This window comes from Pseudomonas sp. P5_152 (assembly GCF_033989915.1).
Taxonomy (GTDB): domain Bacteria; phylum Pseudomonadota; class Gammaproteobacteria; order Pseudomonadales; family Pseudomonadaceae; genus Aquipseudomonas.
This window is the reverse complement of the sequence record NZ_JASFAH010000002.1, coordinates 2,144,206-2,164,799: the sequence shown is the minus strand read 5'-3', so window position 1 is coordinate 2,164,799 and position 20,594 is coordinate 2,144,206. Positions and strand designations below refer to the sequence as shown.

General features: G+C 57.4%; 12 protein-coding genes and 3 rRNA genes. 12 read left to right on the top strand and 3 right to left on the bottom strand.

Going from position 1 to position 20,594, the window contains the following annotated elements:
* The first annotated feature begins 459 nt into the window (after nt 1–459).
* The 12 genes from QMK50_RS09790 (at nt 460) to QMK50_RS09735 (ending at nt 15,691) form a co-directional block, all read left to right on the top strand.
* A complete protein-coding gene (locus tag QMK50_RS09790) occupies nt 460–2,184 on the top strand; it encodes an acetolactate synthase 3 large subunit (protein ID WP_095166633.1) in 1,725 nt (574 codons plus the stop codon).
* 2 nt (nt 2,185–2,186) lie between these two features.
* Nucleotides 2,187–2,678 carry an acetolactate synthase small subunit gene (gene ilvN, locus QMK50_RS09785; protein WP_003176102.1) on the top strand — a complete coding sequence of 164 codons (492 nt, stop codon included), beginning with the start codon at nt 2,187–2,189 and terminating at the stop codon, nt 2,676–2,678.
* Between the two features lie 48 nt (nt 2,679–2,726).
* Nucleotides 2,727–3,743: a ketol-acid reductoisomerase gene (gene ilvC / locus QMK50_RS09780; RefSeq protein WP_007948647.1), complete on the top strand. Its 1,017-nt coding sequence runs from the start codon at nt 2,727–2,729 to the stop codon at nt 3,741–3,743.
* Between the two features lie 145 nt (nt 3,744–3,888).
* Complete coding sequence (gene pssA, locus QMK50_RS09775) at nt 3,889–4,746, top strand: CDP-diacylglycerol--serine O-phosphatidyltransferase (protein WP_095166608.1); 858 nt, start codon at nt 3,889–3,891, stop codon at nt 4,744–4,746.
* Nucleotides 4,747–4,809: 63 nt separating this feature from the next.
* Nucleotides 4,810–5,823, top strand: coding sequence for a protein-methionine-sulfoxide reductase catalytic subunit MsrP (msrP, locus tag QMK50_RS09770; RefSeq protein WP_320333021.1), 1,014 nt, complete (start codon nt 4,810–4,812; stop codon nt 5,821–5,823).
* Nucleotides 5,823–6,455, top strand: a complete 633-nt coding sequence (gene msrQ, locus QMK50_RS09765) for a protein-methionine-sulfoxide reductase heme-binding subunit MsrQ (protein WP_320333020.1) — start codon at nt 5,823–5,825, stop codon at nt 6,453–6,455. Before msrP ends, msrQ begins: the two co-directional genes overlap by 1 nt.
* 476 nt (nt 6,456–6,931) lie before the next feature.
* Nucleotides 6,932–8,468 (top strand): 16S ribosomal RNA (locus tag QMK50_RS09760).
* A 328-nt stretch (nt 8,469–8,796) separates the two neighbouring features.
* Nucleotides 8,797–11,688 (top strand): 23S ribosomal RNA (locus tag QMK50_RS09755).
* 170 nt (nt 11,689–11,858) lie between these two features.
* Nucleotides 11,859–11,974: ribosomal RNA gene (gene rrf, locus QMK50_RS09750) — 5S ribosomal RNA — on the top strand.
* Together the 16S, 23S and 5S rRNA genes form the textbook arrangement of a ribosomal RNA operon.
* 151 nt (nt 11,975–12,125) lie before the next feature.
* The gene (locus QMK50_RS09745) at nt 12,126–12,785 is read left to right on the top strand and encodes a paraquat-inducible protein A (protein ID WP_095169033.1); all 660 of its coding nucleotides are present in this window, start codon (nt 12,126–12,128) and stop codon (nt 12,783–12,785) included.
* Entirely contained in the window at nt 12,772–13,395 is a 624-nt protein-coding gene (locus QMK50_RS09740; protein WP_159997981.1) for a paraquat-inducible protein A, read from the top strand. The genes QMK50_RS09745 and QMK50_RS09740 overlap by 14 nt, the downstream gene beginning before the upstream one ends.
* A complete protein-coding gene (locus tag QMK50_RS09735) occupies nt 13,388–15,691 on the top strand; it encodes a PqiB family protein (RefSeq protein ID WP_095169031.1) in 2,304 nt (767 codons plus the stop codon). Before QMK50_RS09740 ends, QMK50_RS09735 begins: the two co-directional genes overlap by 8 nt.
* A 74-nt stretch (nt 15,692–15,765) precedes the next feature.
* Here QMK50_RS09735 and mksF read toward each other — a convergent pair whose 3' ends face one another.
* Genes mksF through mksB form a run of 3 tightly spaced genes read right to left on the bottom strand, consistent with a single transcriptional unit; the run spans nt 15,766 to nt 20,571 of the window.
* Complete coding sequence (gene mksF / locus QMK50_RS09730) at nt 15,766–18,606, bottom strand: Mks condensin complex protein MksF (protein WP_320333019.1); 2,841 nt, start codon at nt 18,604–18,606, stop codon at nt 15,766–15,768.
* Nucleotides 18,603–19,304, bottom strand: a complete 702-nt coding sequence (gene mksE / locus QMK50_RS09725; protein WP_095169029.1) for an Mks condensin complex protein MksE — start codon at nt 19,302–19,304, stop codon at nt 18,603–18,605. The genes mksF and mksE overlap by 4 nt, the downstream gene beginning before the upstream one ends.
* Complete coding sequence (gene mksB / locus QMK50_RS09720) at nt 19,294–20,571, bottom strand: Mks condensin complex protein MksB (protein WP_162530211.1); 1,278 nt, start codon at nt 20,569–20,571, stop codon at nt 19,294–19,296. The genes mksE and mksB overlap by 11 nt, the downstream gene beginning before the upstream one ends.
* Nucleotides 20,572–20,594 lie beyond the last annotated feature (23 nt).

The following is a 20,594-nucleotide window of genomic DNA, read 5'->3' as shown; positions in this document are numbered from 1 at the left end:
GGCGGTGACGTTCAATCCCCCAGAAAATCCCCTCTGTGCGCCGCGACCGGTGCGTTCGTATGCCATTTTCCTGCCAAAACTGCGCAATTGAAATAATCCGACCTGGGGTTTGGCGGTTTTTTCTTGCGTTCTCATGCGCTTAGTTCGAATTAAGCACATTGACGGCTTGACTTGCAGAGGGCGAAACAGAAGAATCCAAAGTCCGCTGTAGAGGGACTGCCAGAAGCAGGCCCGCTCAGCAGATCATGAGGCGCACATCCGCGCCGACCTGTTACACCCGCAACGCGTTACCTCGCGCTGGGTGGGAAAGTCCCGCAACACTTGGGACGCTCCCAATACTTGCTCAGTCAGTGCTGACGTAGTCGGCGACCACCGTCGCTCATGCTCTGCTGAGAAGTAAACCTATTAAGACCCGTCCCCTTATGTGGGCGGTATTCTGGCGTTTTAGAGGTGAACAACGTGGAGCTTTTATCTGGCGGTGAGATGCTCGTCCGCTTTTTGCGTGACGAAGGCGTCAAATATATCTACGGGTACCCGGGTGGTGCTCTCCTTCATGTATACGATGCCCTGTTCAAAGAACCGGAAGTGACTCACATCCTGGTTCGCCACGAACAAGCGGCTACCCATATGGCTGACGGCTATGCCCGTGCCACCGGTAAAGCCGGCGTGGTATTGGTGACTTCCGGTCCAGGCGCCACAAACGCCATCACCGGGATTGCCACCGCCTATATGGACTCGATTCCAATGGTGATCATTTCCGGTCAGGTGCCTAGCACCATGGTCGGCACCGACGCGTTCCAGGAAACCGACATGATCGGTATCTCCCGGCCGATCGTGAAGCACAGCTTCATGATCAAGCACGCTTCGGAAATCCCGGAAGTCATGAAGAAGGCGTTCTACCTGGCGCAATCCGGTCGTCCTGGTCCGGTGGTTGTCGATATTCCGAAAGACATGACCAACCCGGCCGAGAAGTTCGAATACGTCTTCCCGAAAAAAGCCAAGCTGCGTTCCTACAGCCCGGCTGTTCGTGGTCACTCCGGGCAAATCCGCAAGGCGGCAGAAATGCTCCTGGCGGCCAAGCGTCCTGTGTTGTACGCAGGTGGCGGCGTGATCCTCGGTGGCGGCTCCGCGCCGCTGACCGAACTGGCCCAGATGCTCAACCTGCCCGTGACCAATACCCTGATGGGCCTGGGTGCCTACCCTGGCACCGACCGTCAGTTCATTGGCATGCTCGGCATGCACGGCAGCTACACCGCCAACCTGGCCATGCACCATGCTGACGTGATCCTGGCGGTCGGCGCGCGTTTCGATGACCGAGTGATCAACGGCCCGGCGAAATTCTGCCCGAATGCCAAGATCATCCACATCGATATCGACCCGGCTTCGATCTCCAAGACCATCAAGGCCGACGTGCCAATCGTGGGCCCGGTGGAAAGCGTCCTGAACGAAATGGTCGCGATCCTCAAGGAAATCGGCGAGACCCCGAACAAGGAGTCCGTTGCCAGTTGGTGGAAGCAAGTGGACGAGTGGCGCGGTGATCGCGGCCTGTTCCCTTACGACAAGGGCGATGGCAGCGTCATCAAGCCGCAGACCGTGATCGAGACTCTGTGCGAAGTGACCAAGGGCGATGCCTTTGTGACCTCCGACGTGGGTCAACACCAGATGTTCGCGGCGCAGTACTACAAGTTCAACAAGCCAAACCGCTGGATCAACTCCGGCGGCCTGGGCACCATGGGCTTCGGTTTCCCGGCGGCCATGGGTATCAAGTTGAGCTTCCCGGATGTCGATGTTGCCTGCGTCACAGGCGAAGGCAGCATCCAGATGAACATCCAGGAGCTGTCCACCTGCCTGCAGTACGGCTTGCCGGTCAAGATCGTGATCCTCAACAACGGTGTGCTGGGCATGGTTCGCCAGTGGCAAGACATGAGCTATGGCAGCCGTCATTCGCACTCCTACATGGAGTCGCTGCCTGACTTCGTCAAGCTGGCCGAGGCCTATGGTCACGTCGGCGTGCGCATCACCGACTCGAAAGACCTCAAGTCGAAGATGGAAGAAGCGTTTGCCATGAAGGATCGCCTGGTCGTGATCGATATTTCGGTCGACACCAGCGAGCACGTCTACCCGATGCAGATCAAAGACGGCTCCATGCGCGATATGTGGCTGAGCAAGACGGAGCGTACTTAATCATGCGGCACATTATTTCCTTGCTTCTGGAAAACGAACCGGGCGCTCTGTCGCGTGTAGTCGGGCTGTTCTCGCAGCGTAACTACAACATCGAAAGCCTGACCGTGGCACCTACCGAAGACCCGACCCTGTCGCGTCTGACGCTGACCACCGTAGGGCACGATGAAGTCATCGAGCAGATCACCAAGAACCTGAACAAGCTGATCGAAGTGGTCAAGCTGGTCGACCTGTCGGAAAGCGCGCACATCGAGCGCGAGCTGATGCTGGTCAAGGTCAAGGCTACCGGTGCCCAGCGCGCCGAGATCAAACGCACTACGGATATTTATCGTGGGCAGATCGTAGATGTCAGCGCCAGCGTGTATACCGTTCAACTGACCGGTACCAGCGACAAGCTCGACAGCTTCATCCAGTCCATTGGCACCGCTTCGATCCTGGAAACCGTCCGTAGCGGCGTAACCGGTATTGCCCGCGGCGACAAAGTACTCAGCATCTAAACCAAATTAGCGAATGGCCTGAACGGCCTGGATATATAGGGGAATTTCATGAAAGTTTATTACGAAAAAGACTGCGACCTGTCCATCATCCAGGGCAAGAAAGTTGCCATCATCGGTTACGGTTCCCAAGGTCACGCTCAAGCGTGCAACCTGAAAGATTCCGGCGTTGACGTTACCGTTGGCCTGCGTAAAGGTTCGGCTACCGTTGCCAAGGCTGAAGCTCACGGCCTGAAAGTGACTGACGTGGCTTCCGCTGTTGCAGCTGCCGACCTGGTCATGATCCTGACCCCGGACGAGTTCCAGTCTGCCCTGTACAAGAACGAAATCGAGCCGAACATCAAGAAGGGCGCCACCCTGGCGTTCTCCCACGGCTTCGCGATCCACTACAACCAGGTTGTGCCGCGCGCTGACCTCGACGTGATCATGATCGCGCCGAAGGCTCCGGGTCACACCGTGCGTTCCGAGTTCGTCAAAGGCGGCGGTATTCCTGACCTGATCGCGATCTACCAGGATGCTTCGGGCAATGCCAAAAACGTTGCACTGTCCTACGCGGCTGGCGTTGGCGGTGGTCGTACCGGCATCATCGAAACCACCTTCAAGGACGAGACCGAAACCGACCTGTTCGGCGAACAAGCCGTTCTGTGCGGCGGTACCGTTGAGCTGGTAAAAGCCGGTTTCGAAACCCTGGTTGAAGCTGGCTACGCGCCAGAAATGGCCTACTTCGAGTGCCTGCACGAACTGAAGCTGATCGTTGACCTCATGTACGAAGGCGGTATCGCCAACATGAACTACTCGATCTCCAACAACGCCGAGTACGGCGAGTACGTGACCGGCCCGGAAGTCATCAACGCCGAATCCCGTCAGGCCATGCGCAACGCCCTGAAACGCATTCAGGACGGCGAGTACGCCAAGATGTTCATCAGCGAAGGTGCAACCGGCTACCCTTCGATGACCGCCAAGCGTCGTAACAACGCTGCACACGGTATCGAAATCATCGGCGAGCAACTGCGTTCGATGATGCCGTGGATCGGTGCCAACAAGATCGTCGACAAAGCCAAAAACTAAGTCACGACCCTGTACGAAAAACGCGGCTTATGCCGCGTTTTTTCGTTTGGCGGGCTGGTTCTGGTATAAAGCTGCATCGTTTGTGCTGCGAACCGTTGACGCAGACACCTGTCAAAAATTTCCACACCGTTGCAAGGTACTGTCCATGAGCGAACGTCCCGAAGAGCCAAACCAGGCTTCTGACGCCGAAAGCCTGCTGCCCATCGATGAACACATCGAAGAAGGGCATGATGCTGAAGGCCGTAAAGTCCGGCATCGTGGTATCTATCTTCTGCCGAATCTGTTCACCACCGCGAACCTGTTCGCGGGGTTCTACTCCATCATTAACTCGATGAGCGCGCAGAGCGCCTTGAGTGCCGGTGATGCTGCCGGCGCGAGCAAGTACTTTGCTTTCGCGGCAATCGCGATCTTTGTCGCCATGGTGCTCGACGGCCTGGATGGCCGGGTAGCGCGGATGACCAATACCCAGAGCGCCTTTGGCGCCGAGTACGACTCGCTGTCGGACATGGTTGCCTTTGGTGTTGCACCGGCGTTGCTGGCCTTCGGCTGGGCCCTGGGCGATATGGGCAAGGTCGGCTGGATGGTTGCCTTCATCTATGTGGCGGGCGCGGCCTTGCGTCTGGCGCGCTTCAACACCCAGGTGGGGACCGCGGACAAGCGTTACTTCATCGGCCTGGCCAGCCCGGCTGCCGCGGGTGTGGTGGCGGGTATCGTCTGGGCCTTCAGTGACTACGGGATCCAGGGCTCGAAAATGTCCTTCCTGGTGGCGCTGATGGTGGCTGCGGCCGGCATGTTGATGGTCAGCAACATCAAGTACAACAGCTTCAAGGAGCTGGACCTGAAGGGGCGTGTGCCTTTTGTGGCGATCCTGGCGGTGGTGCTGGTGTTTGCCGTGGTGTTCAGCGATCCGCCGCGCATTCTGCTCCTGGTGTTTCTCGCCTATGCCGCCTCTGGTCCGGTGCAGTACTTGTTACACCTTCGCCGGCACAAAAAAGCCGAGTGAGGTAATTTCCCCCATACTCCGCAGTCTATTGGTGCATCAGTCCTCCAATGCTGCGGAGTTGTCATGTTATTCAAATTCCCCAAATCGTCCGACTGGCCTGAGTCGGACGTCACGCCTGAATCCCTCTATATATCTCGCCGCAGCGTGCTGGGCAGTGCAGTCAGCGTAATGGCTGCCAGCAGTCTGCCGCGCTGGGCCAGCGCCGATGACGTCGCACGATACCCGGACGTCGAGCCGGGCAAGGCGCCAGCCTGGTTCAACGAGAAACTCCCGGCGACTCGTTGGGGGGCGGTCAACGTCAAGGATGAGTCGATCACGCCCTTCAAGGATGCGACCCACTACAACAACTTCTATGAGTTCGGCACCGACAAGGGGGATCCGGCCGCCAATGCCGGCGCCTTGAAAACCGAACCCTGGAGCGTGGTGGTGGACGGGGAGGTGGGGAAACCGGGGCGTTATGCCCTGGAAGACCTGATGAAACCCTATCAGTTGGAGGAGCGCATCTACCGACTGCGGTGTGTGGAGGCTTGGTCGATGGTGATCCCCTGGATCGGCTTTCCTCTTTCTGCATTGCTCAAGCAGGTCGAGCCCACTTCCAAGGCCCGGTACATTCGCTTCGAAACCTTGCAGGACCCTCAGAGCATGCCGGGCCAGCGCTCCGGTTTTGCCCTGATCGACTGGCCTTATATAGAAGGGCTGCGCCTGGATGAGGCGATGCATCCGCTGGCGATCCTGGCAGTCGGGATGTACGGGCGTGAATTGCCTAACCAGAACGGCGCGCCATTGCGCTTGGTGGTGCCGTGGAAGTACGGCTTCAAGAGTGTCAAATCCATCGTGCGCATCAGTCTGGTCAGCGAGCAGCCAAAAACCACCTGGCAGGGCATTGCCGCGGATGAGTATGGCTTCTACGCCAATGTGAACCCCACTGTCGATCATCCGCGCTGGACCCAGGCGCGGGAGCGGCGTTTGCCCAGCGGATTGTTCAAGCCCAATGTGCGTGCCACCCAGATGTTCAATGGCTACGCAGATGAAGTAGCCGGCCTGTATGCAGGCATGGACTTGAGGACGAACTACTGATGCGGTTTGTGGTGTGGCGCAGTGCCGTCTTCATAGCGGCGGCGGTGTGGCCGCTGCTCTGGTTGTATGAAGCCTGGAGTTCGGCGTTGGGGCCTGACCCGGGCAAGGTGCTGGTCGATCGCTTGGGTTTGGGAACCCTGACGCTGCTCTTGATTACGTTGAGCATGACGCCTTTGCAGAAATTGAGCGGTTGGGCGGGCTGGATTGCGGTCAGGCGGCAACTGGGGTTGTGGAGTTTTGCCTATGCAGTACTGCATCTGTCTGCCTACCTGGTATTTATCCTTGGCCTGGACTGGTCGCAGTTGGGGGTGGAGCTGAGCAAGCGGCCATACATTATTGTTGGCAGTCTTGGCCTAGTGGGGTTGCTCCTGCTGGCGGCAACGTCCAATCGATACAGTCAGCGACGATTGGGTGTGCGCTGGAGGAAGTTGCACCGCCTGGTCTACGTGATTTTGGGGCTTGGTTTGCTGCATATGTTATGGATAGTTCGTGCGGACCTGAAAGAGTGGGCGATCTATGCCTCTATAGGTGCACTGCTATTAGTCTTGCGTGTGCCTGCCATTGCCCGGCGAATTCCGCGTCTAAAGGGTAAAAAAGGCACCTTCTGCAACAAAAGCTTAATTAACGCTTGACGGCAGATCTCAGGTGTCTATAATTCGCCCCACTTCCGGCGCAGTCGAAACGGAAAACTCCTTGGTAAACAATGAGTTACGCAGTTTTCGGCAGCAGGTTGCTTCAGTTCATCGAAGCACGAAAGGAGTTGAAAAAGAGGTGTTGACAGCAGCGTGTAACGCTGTAGAATTCGCCTCCCGCTACCGAGTGATCGGAAGCGCAAGTGGTTGAAGTTGTTGAGGAAATCTTCAAAAACTTCTGAAAATACCGCTTGACAGCAAATGAGGCTGCTGTAGAATGCGCGCCTCGGTTGAGACGAAAGATCTTAACCAACCGCTCTTTAACAACTGAATCAAGCAATTCGTGTGGGTGCTTGTGCTGTCAGACTGATAGTCAAAAAGATTATCAGCATCACAAGTTACTCCGCGAGAAATCAAAGATGTAACCAACGATTGCTGAGCCAAGTTTAGGGTTTCTTAAAAACCCAAAGATGTTTGAACTGAAGAGTTTGATCATGGCTCAGATTGAACGCTGGCGGCAGGCCTAACACATGCAAGTCGAGCGGTAGAGAGAAGCTTGCTTCTCTTGAGAGCGGCGGACGGGTGAGTAATGCCTAGGAATCTGCCTGGTAGTGGGGGATAACGCTCGGAAACGGACGCTAATACCGCATACGTCCTACGGGAGAAAGCAGGGGACCTTCGGGCCTTGCGCTATCAGATGAGCCTAGGTCGGATTAGCTAGTTGGTGGGGTAATGGCTCACCAAGGCGACGATCCGTAACTGGTCTGAGAGGATGATCAGTCACACTGGAACTGAGACACGGTCCAGACTCCTACGGGAGGCAGCAGTGGGGAATATTGGACAATGGGCGAAAGCCTGATCCAGCCATGCCGCGTGTGTGAAGAAGGTCTTCGGATTGTAAAGCACTTTAAGTTGGGAGGAAGGGCAGTAACCTAATACGTTGCTGTCTTGACGTTACCGACAGAATAAGCACCGGCTAACTCTGTGCCAGCAGCCGCGGTAATACAGAGGGTGCAAGCGTTAATCGGAATTACTGGGCGTAAAGCGCGCGTAGGTGGTTTGTTAAGTTGGATGTGAAATCCCCGGGCTCAACCTGGGAACTGCATTCAAAACTGACAAGCTAGAGTATGGTAGAGGGTGGTGGAATTTCCTGTGTAGCGGTGAAATGCGTAGATATAGGAAGGAACACCAGTGGCGAAGGCGACCACCTGGACTGATACTGACACTGAGGTGCGAAAGCGTGGGGAGCAAACAGGATTAGATACCCTGGTAGTCCACGCCGTAAACGATGTCAACTAGCCGTTGGGAGCCTTGAGCTCTTAGTGGCGCAGCTAACGCATTAAGTTGACCGCCTGGGGAGTACGGCCGCAAGGTTAAAACTCAAATGAATTGACGGGGGCCCGCACAAGCGGTGGAGCATGTGGTTTAATTCGAAGCAACGCGAAGAACCTTACCAGGCCTTGACATCCAATGAACTTTCTAGAGATAGATTGGTGCCTTCGGGAACATTGAGACAGGTGCTGCATGGCTGTCGTCAGCTCGTGTCGTGAGATGTTGGGTTAAGTCCCGTAACGAGCGCAACCCTTGTCCTTAGTTACCAGCACGTAATGGTGGGCACTCTAAGGAGACTGCCGGTGACAAACCGGAGGAAGGTGGGGATGACGTCAAGTCATCATGGCCCTTACGGCCTGGGCTACACACGTGCTACAATGGTCGGTACAGAGGGTTGCCAAGCCGCGAGGTGGAGCTAATCCCACAAAACCGATCGTAGTCCGGATCGCAGTCTGCAACTCGACTGCGTGAAGTCGGAATCGCTAGTAATCGCGAATCAGAATGTCGCGGTGAATACGTTCCCGGGCCTTGTACACACCGCCCGTCACACCATGGGAGTGGGTTGCACCAGAAGTAGCTAGTCTAACCTTCGGGAGGACGGTTACCACGGTGTGATTCATGACTGGGGTGAAGTCGTAACAAGGTAGCCGTAGGGGAACCTGCGGCTGGATCACCTCCTTAATCGACGACATCAGCTGCTGCATAAGCTCCCACACGAATTGCTTGATTCATTGAAGAAGACGAGAAACAGCCCTGAGGCATAGGGTTGTTGTTTGTCGTAAAGCTTAGAAATGAGCATTCCATCGAGGCGATGGTGAATGTTGATTTCTGATCTTTAAGATTAGATCGTTCTTTAAAAATTTGGGTATGTGATAGAAAGATAGACTGGACGTTACTTTCACTGGTAACGGATCAGGCTAAGGTAAAATTTGTGAGTTGCTCTATGAGCAAGTGCGAATTTTCGGCGAATGTCGTCTTCATAGTATAACCAGATTGCTTGGGGTTATATGGTCAAGTGAAGAAGCGCATACGGTGGATGCCTTGGCAGTCAGAGGCGATGAAAGACGTGGTAGCCTGCGAAAAGCTTCGGGGAGTCGGCAAACAGACTTTGATCCGGAGATGTCTGAATGGGGGAACCCAGCCATCATAAGATGGTTATCTTAAGCTGAATACATAGGCTTAAGAGGCGAACCAGGGGAACTGAAACATCTAAGTACCCTGAGGAAAAGAAATCAACCGAGATTCCCTTAGTAGTGGCGAGCGAACGGGGACTAGCCCTTAAGTGGCTTTGAGATTAGCGGAACGTTCTGGAAAGTACGGCCATAGTGGGTGATAGCCCTGTACGCGAAAATCTCTTAGTCATGAAATCGAGTAGGACGGAGCACGAGAAACTTTGTCTGAATATGGGGGGACCATCCTCCAAGGCTAAATACTACTGACTGACCGATAGTGAACTAGTACCGTGAGGGAAAGGCGAAAAGAACCCCGGAGAGGGGAGTGAAATAGATCCTGAAACCGTATGCGTACAAGCAGTGGGAGCCCACTTTGTTGGGTGACTGCGTACCTTTTGTATAATGGGTCAGCGACTTATTTTCAGTGGCGAGCTTAACCGAATAGGGGAGGCGTAGCGAAAGCGAGTCTTAATAGGGCGTCTAGTCGCTGGGAATAGACCCGAAACCGGGCGATCTATCCATGGGCAGGTTGAAGGTTGGGTAACACTAACTGGAGGACCGAACCGACTACCGTTGAAAAGTTAGCGGATGACCTGTGGATCGGAGTGAAAGGCTAATCAAGCTCGGAGATAGCTGGTTCTCCTCGAAAGCTATTTAGGTAGCGCCTCATGTATCACTGTAGGGGGTAGAGCACTGTTTCGGCTAGGGGGTCATCCCGACTTACCAAACCGATGCAAACTCCGAATACCTACAAGTGCCGAGCATGGGAGACACACGGCGGGTGCTAACGTCCGTCGTGAAAAGGGAAACAACCCAGACCGTCAGCTAAGGTCCCAAAGTTATGGTTAAGTGGGAAACGATGTGGGAAGGCTTAGACAGCTAGGAGGTTGGCTTAGAAGCAGCCACCCTTTAAAGAAAGCGTAATAGCTCACTAGTCGAGTCGGCCTGCGCGGAAGATGTAACGGGGCTCAAACCATACACCGAAGCTACGGGTATCACTTAGGTGATGCGGTAGAGGAGCGTTCTGTAAGCCTGTGAAGGTGAGTTGAGAAGCTTGCTGGAGGTATCAGAAGTGCGAATGCTGACATGAGTAACGACAATGGGTGTGAAAAACACCCACGCCGAAAGACCAAGGTTTCCTGCGCAACGTTAATCGACGCAGGGTTAGTCGGTCCCTAAGGCGAGGCTGAAAAGCGTAGTCGATGGAAAACAGGTTAATATTCCTGTACTTCTGGTTATTGCGATGGAGGGACGGAGAAGGCTAGGCCAGCTTGGCGTTGGTTGTCCAAGTTTAAGGTGGTAGGCTGGAATCTTAGGTAAATCCGGGATTCTAAGGCCGAGAGCTGATGACGAGTGTTCTTTTAGAACACGAAGTGGTTGATGCCATGCTTCCAAGAAAAGCTTCTAAGCTTCAGGTAACCAGGAACCGTACCCCAAACCGACACAGGTGGTTGGGTAGAGAATACCAAGGCGCTTGAGAGAACTCGGGTGAAGGAACTAGGCAAAATGGCACCGTAACTTCGGGAGAAGGTGCGCCGGTGAGGGTGAAGGACTTGCTCCGTAAGCCCACGCCGGTCGAAGATACCAGGCCGCTGCGACTGTTTATTAAAAACACAGCACTCTGCAAACACGAAAGTGGACGTATAGGGTGTGACGCCTGCCCGGTGCCGGAAGGTTAATTGATGGGGTTAGCTAACGCGAAGCTCTTGATCGAAGCCCCGGTAAACGGCGGCCGTAACTATAACGGTCCTAAGGTAGCGAAATTCCTTGTCGGGTAAGTTCCGACCTGCACGAATGGCGTAACGATGGCGGCGCTGTCTCCACCCGAGACTCAGTGAAATTGAAATCGCTGTGAAGATGCAGTGTATCCGCGGCTAGACGGAAAGACCCCGTGAACCTTTACTATAGCTTTGCACTGGACTTTGAATTTGCTTGTGTAGGATAGGTGGGAGGCTTTGAAGCGTGGACGCCAGTCTGCGTGGAGCCAACCTTGAAATACCACCCTGGCAACTTTGAGGTTCTAACTCAGGTCCGTTATCCGGATCGAGGACAGTGTATGGTGGGTAGTTTGACTGGGGCGGTCTCCTCCTAAAGAGTAACGGAGGAGTACGAAGGTGCGCTCAGACCGGTCGGAAATCGGTCGTAGAGTATAAAGGCAAAAGCGCGCTTGACTGCGAGACAGACACGTCGAGCAGGTACGAAAGTAGGTCTTAGTGATCCGGTGGTTCTGTATGGAAGGGCCATCGCTCAACGGATAAAAGGTACTCCGGGGATAACAGGCTGATACCGCCCAAGAGTTCATATCGACGGCGGTGTTTGGCACCTCGATGTCGGCTCATCACATCCTGGGGCTGAAGCCGGTCCCAAGGGTATGGCTGTTCGCCATTTAAAGTGGTACGCGAGCTGGGTTTAGAACGTCGTGAGACAGTTCGGTCCCTATCTGCCGTGGACGTTTGAGATTTGAGAGGGGCTGCTCCTAGTACGAGAGGACCGGAGTGGACGAACCTCTGGTGTTCCGGTTGTCACGCCAGTGGCATTGCCGGGTAGCTATGTTCGGAATAGATAACCGCTGAAAGCATCTAAGCGGGAAACTAGCCTCAAGATGAGATCTCACTGGGACCTTGAGTCCCCTGAAGGGCCGTCGAAGACTACGACGTTGATAGGTTGGGTGTGTAAGCGCTGTGAGGCGTTGAGCTAACCAATACTAATTGCCCGTGAGGCTTGACCATATAACACCCAAGCAATTTGACTACTTCGAAAGAAGCATCAGATTGCGGTGTGTGAAGACGAAACGAACCGAAAGTTCGAATCTGCTCAAAGCAACACACAACACCGAAAGCTATCACCTACCCAATTTGCTGAAGCGAGGCCGTCTGGCCACGACTCAGTACCCGAATTTCTTGACGACCATAGAGCATTGGAACCACCTGATCCCATCCCGAACTCAGCAGTGAAACGATGCATCGCCGATGGTAGTGTGGGGTTTCCCCATGTGAGAGTAGGTCATCGTCAAGATTAAATTCCGAAACCCCTATCTGCGTATGCAGGTAGGGGTTTTGTTTTTGTCCGCGAGAAAGTTTCATTGCAGGATCGACACAAAATTGCACAGTTATTTCTCAGCCAGAACACTAGAATAGAGCCCTTATTTTCACAATCAGAGCCCTCTATGCCAGATCCGGTTGACGCCTACGGGCTGTCAGATTTACCGCTGGACAACTTGGTGGCGTGTCATGAATGCGACTTGCTGATGCGCAAGCCACACCTCGCTCATGACGAGAAAGCCTTATGCCCGCGTTGCGGTTATGAGCTCTACGCTCATCGGCACAATGTCGTGGAGCGTAGCCTCGCCCTGGTGATCGCTGCGCTGCTGCTGTTCGTCCCTGCGAACTTTTTACCGATCATGGAACTCAATCTACTCGGACAGACGTCACACGACACTGTCTGGAGCGGTGTTGTCGGTCTGTTCGATACTGGCATGCAAGGCGTGGCGGTGGTGGTGTTCCTGTGCAGCATGGGGATCCCCCTGCTCAAGCTGCTCTGTCAGTTATTGGTATTGTTGAGCATTCGATTTGATATCGGACGCAGCTACGGCCTGCTGCTGTATCGCATTTATCACCACCTGCGTGATTGGGGGATGCTCGAGGTTTATTTGATGGGGGTGCTGGTGGCCATCGTCAAACTGGCTGACCTGGCGTCCATCACCATAGGGTTGGGCCTGGGGTGTTTTATCAGTTTGTTGTTGGTTCAAGTCTGGCTAGAGGTGGTGATGTCACCGCACCAGATCTGGGAAGCGTTATCCGGGGAGGATGCTCATGCGGGCGATTGATGCAGGCATTCTGATCTGTGCTGAGTGCCATCAGTTGAACAAACAGGAACCCGACACCGACGAGCAGACCTGCACGCGCTGTGGCGCGATAGTCCATGCCCGCCGGCCCAATAGTCTGGTGCGCACCTGGGCGTTGTTGATCACCGCCGCGATTCTGTATATCCCCGCCAATCTGTTGCCCATCATGACGGTCAGCGCCTTGGGGCAGGGGGAGGGCGATACGATCATGTCCGGCGTGATCACCCTGGTGCAGCATGGGATGCTCCCCATCGCGGCCGTGGTGTTCGTCGCCAGTATCCTGGTACCGACCTTCAAGCTTGTCGGCATCGCCCTGCTGCTGTTTTCGGTGCAGCGCCGCCAGCCTTTATCCGCGCGGCAACGCATCCTGATGTACCGCTTCATTGAGTTCATTGGCCGCTGGTCAATGCTCGACATCTTTGTCATCGCGATTCTGGTGGCAGTGGTCAACTTTGGTCGGCTCGCCACCATCGAGGCCAATCTCGGTGCAGTGGCCTTCGCCAGTGTGGTGATTTTGACAATGCTTGCTGCAGTAACTTTCGATCCCCGACTGATTTGGGATAACACGGAGTCGGACGACGACCATGACTGATTTGCCTAAAGCTAAAACCCGACCGGCTTCCAACTGGTCGGCCATCTGGGTGTTGCCCCTGATCGCCTTGGTGATTGGTGGGTGGTTGGGCTGGCGTGCCTATAACGAGACCGGGATCCAGGTCCAGGTCCGTTTCGAAAGCGGTGAAGGCATTCAGGCCAACAAGACCGAAGTGGTCTACAAAGGCATGTCGGTGGGCAAGGTCAAAAGCCTGGCGCTCGATGATGAAGGCAAGAGCCGTGGGGTGATCGCCACGGTCGAGATGAACAAGGACGTCGAGCAGTACCTCAAGACCAGCACGCGCTTCTGGCTGGTCAAGCCCAGCGTAACCCTGGCGGGTATCACCGGTCTGGAAACCCTGGTCTCGGGTAACTATGTGGCGATCAGTCCGGGTGAGGGCGAACCTACCCGCAAGTTCAAGGCCCTCGCCCAGGAGCCGCCCCTGTCGGACTCCAAGCCGGGTCTGCACCTGACCATCAAGGCCGAACGCCTGGGCTCGCTGAACCGCGGCAGCCCGGTGTTCTATAAGCAGATCCAGGTCGGTCAGGTGAAGAGCTACCTGCTGTCCGAGGACCAAAGCACCGTCGAGATCAAGGTCTTTATCGAGCCCACTTACGCCAACCTGGTGCGCAAACACACGCGCTTCTGGAATGCCAGCGGGATCAGCATCGACGCCAACCTGTCGGGTGTGAAGGTACGTAGCGAGTCGCTGGCCAGCATCGTGGCCGGCGGTATTGCCTTTGCGACGCCGGAGAACCGCAAGGACAGCCCGCCCACCGACCCGAGCCTGCCGTTCCGTCTGTATGAAGACTTCGACGCGGCCCAGGCCGGCATCCGGGTCAAGGTCAAGCTCAGCGACTTCGAAGGTCTGCAAGCCGGTCGTACGCCGGTCATGTACAAAGGCATTCAGGTCGGCAACCTCAAGGCCTTGAAGGTCGACTCCGACCTGTCCAGCGCCACCGCCGAACTGACCCTTGACCCGCTGGCTGAAGACTACCTGGTCGATGGCACGCAGTTCTGGGTGGTCAAGCCGTCGATTTCCCTGGCCGGTATCACCGGGCTCGAAGCCCTGGTCAAGGGTAACTACATCGCCGTGCGTCCGGGTGACAAGGGCAGCCCACCCAAGCGCGAGTTCGAGGCACGGCCGAAGGCGCCGCCATTGGACCTGCGCTCCCCGGGCCTGCACCTGGTGCTGTTCACCGAGAACCTCGGCTCGCTGGAGGTCGGCAGCCCGATTCTCTACAAGCAGGTCAAGGTCGGTTCGGTGCAGAGCTATCAGTTCTCGCGGACCAAGAAGCAATTGGTCATCGGCGTGCACATCGAGAAGGAATACGAAGGCCTGGTCAACGCTTCGACGCGTTTCTGGAATGCCAGCGGCATCACCCTCACCGGTGGCCTCACCGGCGGGATCCAGGTCAAGAGCGAGTCCCTGCAAAGCCTGATGGCCGGCGGTATTGCGTTCGAGACTCCAGAAGCCAAGGCACCGCTGCAAAAGCGTATTCCGCGCTTCCGCCTGTTCACCAGCCATGACGAGGCGACGGAGAAAGGCACCGTGGTCACCCTCAAGCTCGACCGCGGCGACGGACTGCGCAATGGCACGCCGATTCGCTACAAAGGCCTGGACGTCGGCAAGGTGGAAGACGTCGACCTCAGCGACGACCTGCAATCGGTGCTGCTCACTGCGCGGATCACCGTAGTGCCGGAACGCATTGCCCGGGTAGGCAGCCAGTTCTGGGTGGTCAAGCCGCAGTTAGGCCTGATCAAGACCTCCAATCTGGAAACCCTGGTGACCGGGCAGTACATCGAAGTGCAGCCAGCGGTGAAAAACCTCGGTCCGCAAAAGAACTTCGTTGCCCTGCCACAGCCACCCGAAGCCACCGCGCAAGAGGCAGGCCTGAGCCTGGTGCTGAGTGCCGCGCGCCGTGGCTCGCTGAAAACCGGGGTGCCGGTGACTTACCGGGAAATTACCGTGGGCAAGGTCACCGGTTACGAGCTGGGGCAGACCGCGGATCGGGTGTTGATCCATATCCTCATCGAACCGAAGTACGCGCCACTGGTACGTAGCGGCACGCGCTTCTGGAATACCAGCGGTTTTGGCTTGGACTACAGCCTGTTCAAGGGCGCGACGGTACGCACCGAATCCCTGGAAACCCTGATCCAGGGTGGCGTTGCCTTTGCCACTCCGGATGGTGAGCGCATGGGTAACCCGGCGCGGCCGCAGCAGACCTTCCCGTTGTTCGACAAGTTCGAAGACGAGTGGCTGGAGTGGGCGCCGAAGATCTCCCTCGGCAAGTAAGTCAAACCCGCTGTACAAAAAAGGCCGCGATCCAATGGATCGCGGCCTTTTTTGTTTATCCACCGCTAGAGCATTTAGACGGCGTCCAGCTCGGCTTCGGTCGACTCGACGCTGACCGCCGGTTTCACTTCGTCATGCCGACGGATGTACTTCCAGTCGGCCTCGTCGATGTAGATACCGTTCGGCCCGCTGCCACCTTCCAGGTCAATCGCCACACTGGCGCAGACCTGTGGCTTGACACTGGCGAGGATCGGCACGAAGCCCAACTGCAGGCTGGTTTCCAGCAGGGCGGCCTGGTTCTTCTCGTCGATGTCCGCGGCTTCGTCGAGGTAGTACGGCAGGCGCACACGCCCGGCCTGGTCGCGGTCCATCAAGTGCAGCAACAAATACATGTTGGTCAGTGCCTTGATGGTCATGGTGGTGCCGTTGGACGCGGCGCCATCGATGTCAGTGTGGATCACTGGCTGACCGTTGACCTTGGTGATCTCGAACGCCAGCTCGAACAGGTCCTTGAGGCCGAGCTGGTTGTGGTTCGCCGCCACCAGACGCGCCAGGTACTCCTTGGCCTCTTCGTTCTTGTTGTCCTGCTCGGCACTCTGGCTCAGGTCGAACACCGACAGGGTTTCGCCTTCTTCGTACTGACCGGCACTGTGGATGATCTGGTCAATGTGCTTGAGGGCTTCCTTGTTCGGCGCCAGGACAATGCGGAAGCTTTGCAGGTTGGACACCTGGCGCTTGTTGATCTCGCGGTTGAACAGCGCCAACTGGTGCTCGAGGCTGTCGTAATCGCTGCGGATATTGCGCAGAGTCCGGGCGATGTCGGTGACGGCCGCACGCCGGGCCTTGCCCAGGGTCAGGGCTTCGTCGGTACGGTGGGCGTAAGCGTTGATCAACAGTTGCAGGCGACGCTCCATGTCGTCTTCGCTGTCGAACTTGGCCACGCCCTTGAGGCGAACCTGGGCGTACAAGGCGTCGATCTGGCCGTCGACACGCAGCAAGCCCTGCCAACTGTCCTGGTAGTCATTGAGCAGCGGCAACAGGTTGTCCATGGAGTCGTCGATCGGGTCCATGCACGGCGTGCCGAATGGCAGGTCGGCCGGCAGCAGCTGACGGCGACGCAGGGCGTCGTCGAGGGTGCGTTGCTTGGCTTCCATGTCGCCGATCTGCCGGCCGACCAGTTGCAGCTTGGCCGACAGTTGCTGGACGCGTTCAGTGAAGGCATCGCTGGAGCGTTTCAATTCGTCCTGGGCCGCTTCCATCTGCGCCAGTTGCTCGAGCTTGTCGCCTTCTTCGGCGCTCAGGGTTTGCGCGCGGCGGAAGTCCTCGAGGGCTTTTTGCGCGTCCAGCACCTGCTGGTACAGCGCTTCAGTCTGGGTCTTGCTGGCAGCGCGGTCCGCGGCGACCGCTTGCTGGGTTTTCAGTTGCTTGAGTTCTTTGTCCAGGCGTTCTTTCTGGTCGCGCAACGCGGCACGGTCAGCCAGGGCTTGCAGGGCGGGCGGTTCGATGTGGGAAATGTCGATCGACAGCCCCGGTACTTCGAAACGCTCACCCTTGAAGCCGTCGAGGATCAGCTCCAGGGATTTGACCCACTGGCCGTCCTCGTCCAGCGCAATGCCGTGCTCACCCAGCGGCAGGCTGAACAATGCGCTGTTGAACAGGCGCATCAGGCGTTCGACGTCCTGTTGCGAAAACTCTTCGCGCAGGCGCGCGTAGCTGTTGTTGTCGGCGTGATCGAGTTGCTGCTTGACCGACTTCAGGCGCTTTTCCAGATCCCGCAGGCGCTCTTCCAGGTCTTCGGCACTGAACTGCCGGGACTGGGCCAGCGCGCCGGCCAGTTCATCGTGCGCATCCTTGGCGGCCAGCAGTTGTTGCTCCAGGACTTTGACGTCTTCGACCAACGCGAAGCGATGCTTGAGCACCGACAACTCGCCGAGCCAGCGCTGGATGCCGGTGATTTCGCGTTCCAGGCGCATCAGCTCCTGGGTGCCGCCGCGTTGATCGTTTTGCAGGGCGTCCTGCTCGTTGCGGTAGTGCTCGGCCTGGATCGTCAATTCTTCCTTGCGCGCACTGGCGTAGTCCGACCAGGTGCCCAGCAGGGAATCGAGCAGCGGCGAGATGCGGTGCAATTTGCCGCGCAGAATATTGCGCTGGGTCACGCCTGCCGACAGGGCTTCGACCAAGGGACCGGCGGTGACCAGCGAGTTGTAGTCCTGCTCCATGCGGCGCACATCGCGGAAGGCCTCTTCGCACGCGGCGATGTAATCCACGCTGCCGGAACGCAGGCTGTGTTCGAAGGCATCGAGGAACAGTTGCTTGAGCTTGGCCGCGGTGATTTCCCGCATGTGCAGCAGGTTGATGAACAGCGCCCGGAAGGTCTTCAGGCTCTGCTCACTGGTGGAGCGCAGAGGAATCAGGGTCAGGTCCAGCGGGATCGACGTGTGGCCGCCCACCAGCAGGCGCCGCAGTTCATCCGGCTTGAGTTCGTAAGCCTTGAGGCCTTCGCGTTCGAGGTTGCTGAACAACTCTTTCTGGCGCAGGCACGTGTCGTTTTTCTGGTAATGGGCCAGGTCCAGCTTGCCGGCATAGGCGAAGAACTGGTGGCCAAAACCACCGCCGGGGCCACGCCCAACCACGCCGATCACGTGTGGACCGTGTGGCAGCGAAACTTCCACCAGGATGTAGCTGGTGTCGGAGGCAAAGTAGAAGCGCCGCGATTGCTCCAGGCTGTACTTGCCGAAGCTCATGTCCGACATGCGCGCCAGGATCGGGAACTGCAGGGCGTTGATCGAGGCGGACTTGCCCAGGTTGTTCGCCCCGTAGACCGACAGCGGTTCTTCCAGCGGGAACAGGCCGAGGCTGTAACCCGCGGTATTCAGAAGGGCAAAGCGGCGAATGCCGTAGCGTTCCTTGCTCATGCGTCGAGCTCCTGTTCTTCGGCAATGGCGCGGGCCAAGGCGTCTTCTTCACTGTCTTCGGCGAAGTCGCTGAGGTCCAGCGGGTCATCGGTCTGCAGCAGTTTTTCGTCGCTGTCGTCGTCAATCAGCACCGGCGCCGGCAGTGGCAGCACGCTGTGCAGGCTGGCGGCCAGGTCGCGGTCCTGTTGCACCGACAGGCAGACGTCGAGGAAGCGGTGCATCGGTGGCAGGAAACGGTAGATGCCGTTCTCTTCCCCAGCAAAACCGAGCTGGGTCATGCGCCGCATGATCTTTTCTTCGAGCTCTTCCACGGTCTGCACTTCAGCCTGGATGAACAGGTCGCGGTATTTTTCCAGCAACGACGGCAGTTCATCGCGGCCCAGGCTACCGCCGTCGAGCACGGCGATCGGGTCGCGGCCCTGGTCGGCCAGGTGTTCGACCAGAATGAAGGTGAACAACGCCAGGCGCTGGGCAGTCTTGTTCACGGCCGCTGCGGCGAGGTCCGGAACGAAGTAGTAGAAGCCCCGGGTATCGCACACCAGTTCAAATCCCAGGGCGCGGAACAAGGTGCGGTACTGGTCCTGAAAGTTCGACAACTGTGCGTACAGCTCAGGATCGCGACGGCTGACGTGATAACCCTTGAACAGCTCGCGAAAGATCGGCGCCAGCTGAGACAGTTCGGAAAGATCAAGATGCATGGGGAATGCTCGCAGAATTCTCGCTGGCATCGGTGCCGGCCGAGAGCAGGGCGAAGGAGCGCAGGCTGACCTGATGCTCGTGAGTGTGGTAATCGCGGCGTTCCAGGCGCTCGCGCTTGAAGCGTTTTTCCCGCGACAGGCGCGAGAACCAATACAGCAGCTCGTCGGTCGCGCCATCCGGTTCCTGCTCCAACAACCAGGTCATCAGGTCTGGCATCGGCAGGGCGTCTTCGCAGCGCTCGAGCATTTCCCGAACCGTGCGTGGCGCACGCGGGGCTTCGCCGGTCTGGATCTTGTGGGCCTTGGGGAAACGCGCCGGTTTTGGCTCGAAACGTGCCAGGGCGTAGACATAGGCTTCAACCTGGCTGGCACTGCCAAGGAAGGTGCTTTGCGGGCGAGTGAACATCGGCATCGCCGCTTGTGGCACCGCATCGATGCCCTTGCGCCGGATCATCGACAGGGCCAGTGCCGCGCCACGGGTCACGGCGTTGTGCCGGCGGGCTTCTTCGCGCAGCGGCAGCAACAACTCGCGGGCGTGGCGCAGGGTCAGTTGGGCGCTGGTCTGCATTTCGAGGATGCGCGCGTGGGTCCGCAGGAGCATGTCGTCGTCGACCAGATGGCCCAGGCGCTGCTGCTCGGTGAGCATCTTCAGCAGGACGTTCTCGACCTTGCGCACGCCTTGTTCGAAGGCGCCGTCGGCGTTGACCAACTGGATCATCGGCTCGACATACTCGTCCCAGGTCGCCAGTACTTCGGCATAACGCTGGCGCAACGGAATCTGCCGGTCGCTGGTCTTGGCCCGCTCGGCGACGGCCACCAGGGCCTGTTCGTCGTTGGCGAGTTTTTTCAACACGTCGCGTACGCGCATGTCGAGCAAGCGCAACTGGCGCGCCAGGTCGTTGCCATCACGAATATCGAATGCGTCTTGGATGTAGCCGGCCAGCCGCTCCAGGTGCCGCAGGTAGGCTTCGATTTCCAGGCACAGGCCCAAGCGGTGCTCGCGGCGCAGGTAAGCCAGGAAGTCGTGGATCTGCGCGTTCAGTTCAAAGCGGTTCGGGCTTTTTGCCACCGGAACCAGAATGTCGAGGCGGATCCACACGTCCAGCAGGCTGGTGATGTCCTGTGGCGTGCTGTCCAGTTGCTGGGCGGCCAGTTGCGTGCGCAGTTCGTTGAGGCTCAGGGTGCCTTGGTCGAAATGCTCACACAGTGGCTCCAGGAGTGCCCAGTGTTCGGCGAGGGCGCGCAAGACGCGCTTGGGTTCGATCATTGGATTGGCCGGCTGGTTGGCGA

Bases quoted from the DNA above. Each gene is read 5' to 3' on its own strand.
- QMK50_RS09740 (WP_159997981.1), top strand. From the start codon at position 12,772: ATGCGGGCGATTGATGCAGGCATTCTGATCTGTGCTGAGTGCCATCAG.
- QMK50_RS09745 (WP_095169033.1), top strand. From the start codon at position 12,126: ATGCCAGATCCGGTTGACGCCTACGGGCTGTCAGATTTACCGCTGGAC.
- ilvC (WP_007948647.1), top strand. From the start codon at position 2,727: ATGAAAGTTTATTACGAAAAAGACTGCGACCTGTCCATCATCCAGGGC.
- ilvN (WP_003176102.1), top strand. From the start codon at position 2,187: ATGCGGCACATTATTTCCTTGCTTCTGGAAAACGAACCGGGCGCTCTG.
- msrP (WP_320333021.1), top strand. From the start codon at position 4,810: ATGTTATTCAAATTCCCCAAATCGTCCGACTGGCCTGAGTCGGACGTC.
- mksE (WP_095169029.1), bottom strand. From the start codon at position 19,304: ATGCATCTTGATCTTTCCGAACTGTCTCAGCTGGCGCCGATCTTTCGC.
- mksF (WP_320333019.1), bottom strand. From the start codon at position 18,606: ATGAGCAAGGAACGCTACGGCATTCGCCGCTTTGCCCTTCTGAATACC.
- pssA (WP_095166608.1), top strand. From the start codon at position 3,889: ATGAGCGAACGTCCCGAAGAGCCAAACCAGGCTTCTGACGCCGAAAGC.
- mksB (WP_162530211.1), bottom strand. From the start codon at position 20,571: ATGATCGAACCCAAGCGCGTCTTGCGCGCCCTCGCCGAACACTGGGCA.
- QMK50_RS09735 (WP_095169031.1), top strand. From the start codon at position 13,388: ATGACTGATTTGCCTAAAGCTAAAACCCGACCGGCTTCCAACTGGTCG.
- msrQ (WP_320333020.1), top strand. From the start codon at position 5,823: ATGCGGTTTGTGGTGTGGCGCAGTGCCGTCTTCATAGCGGCGGCGGTG.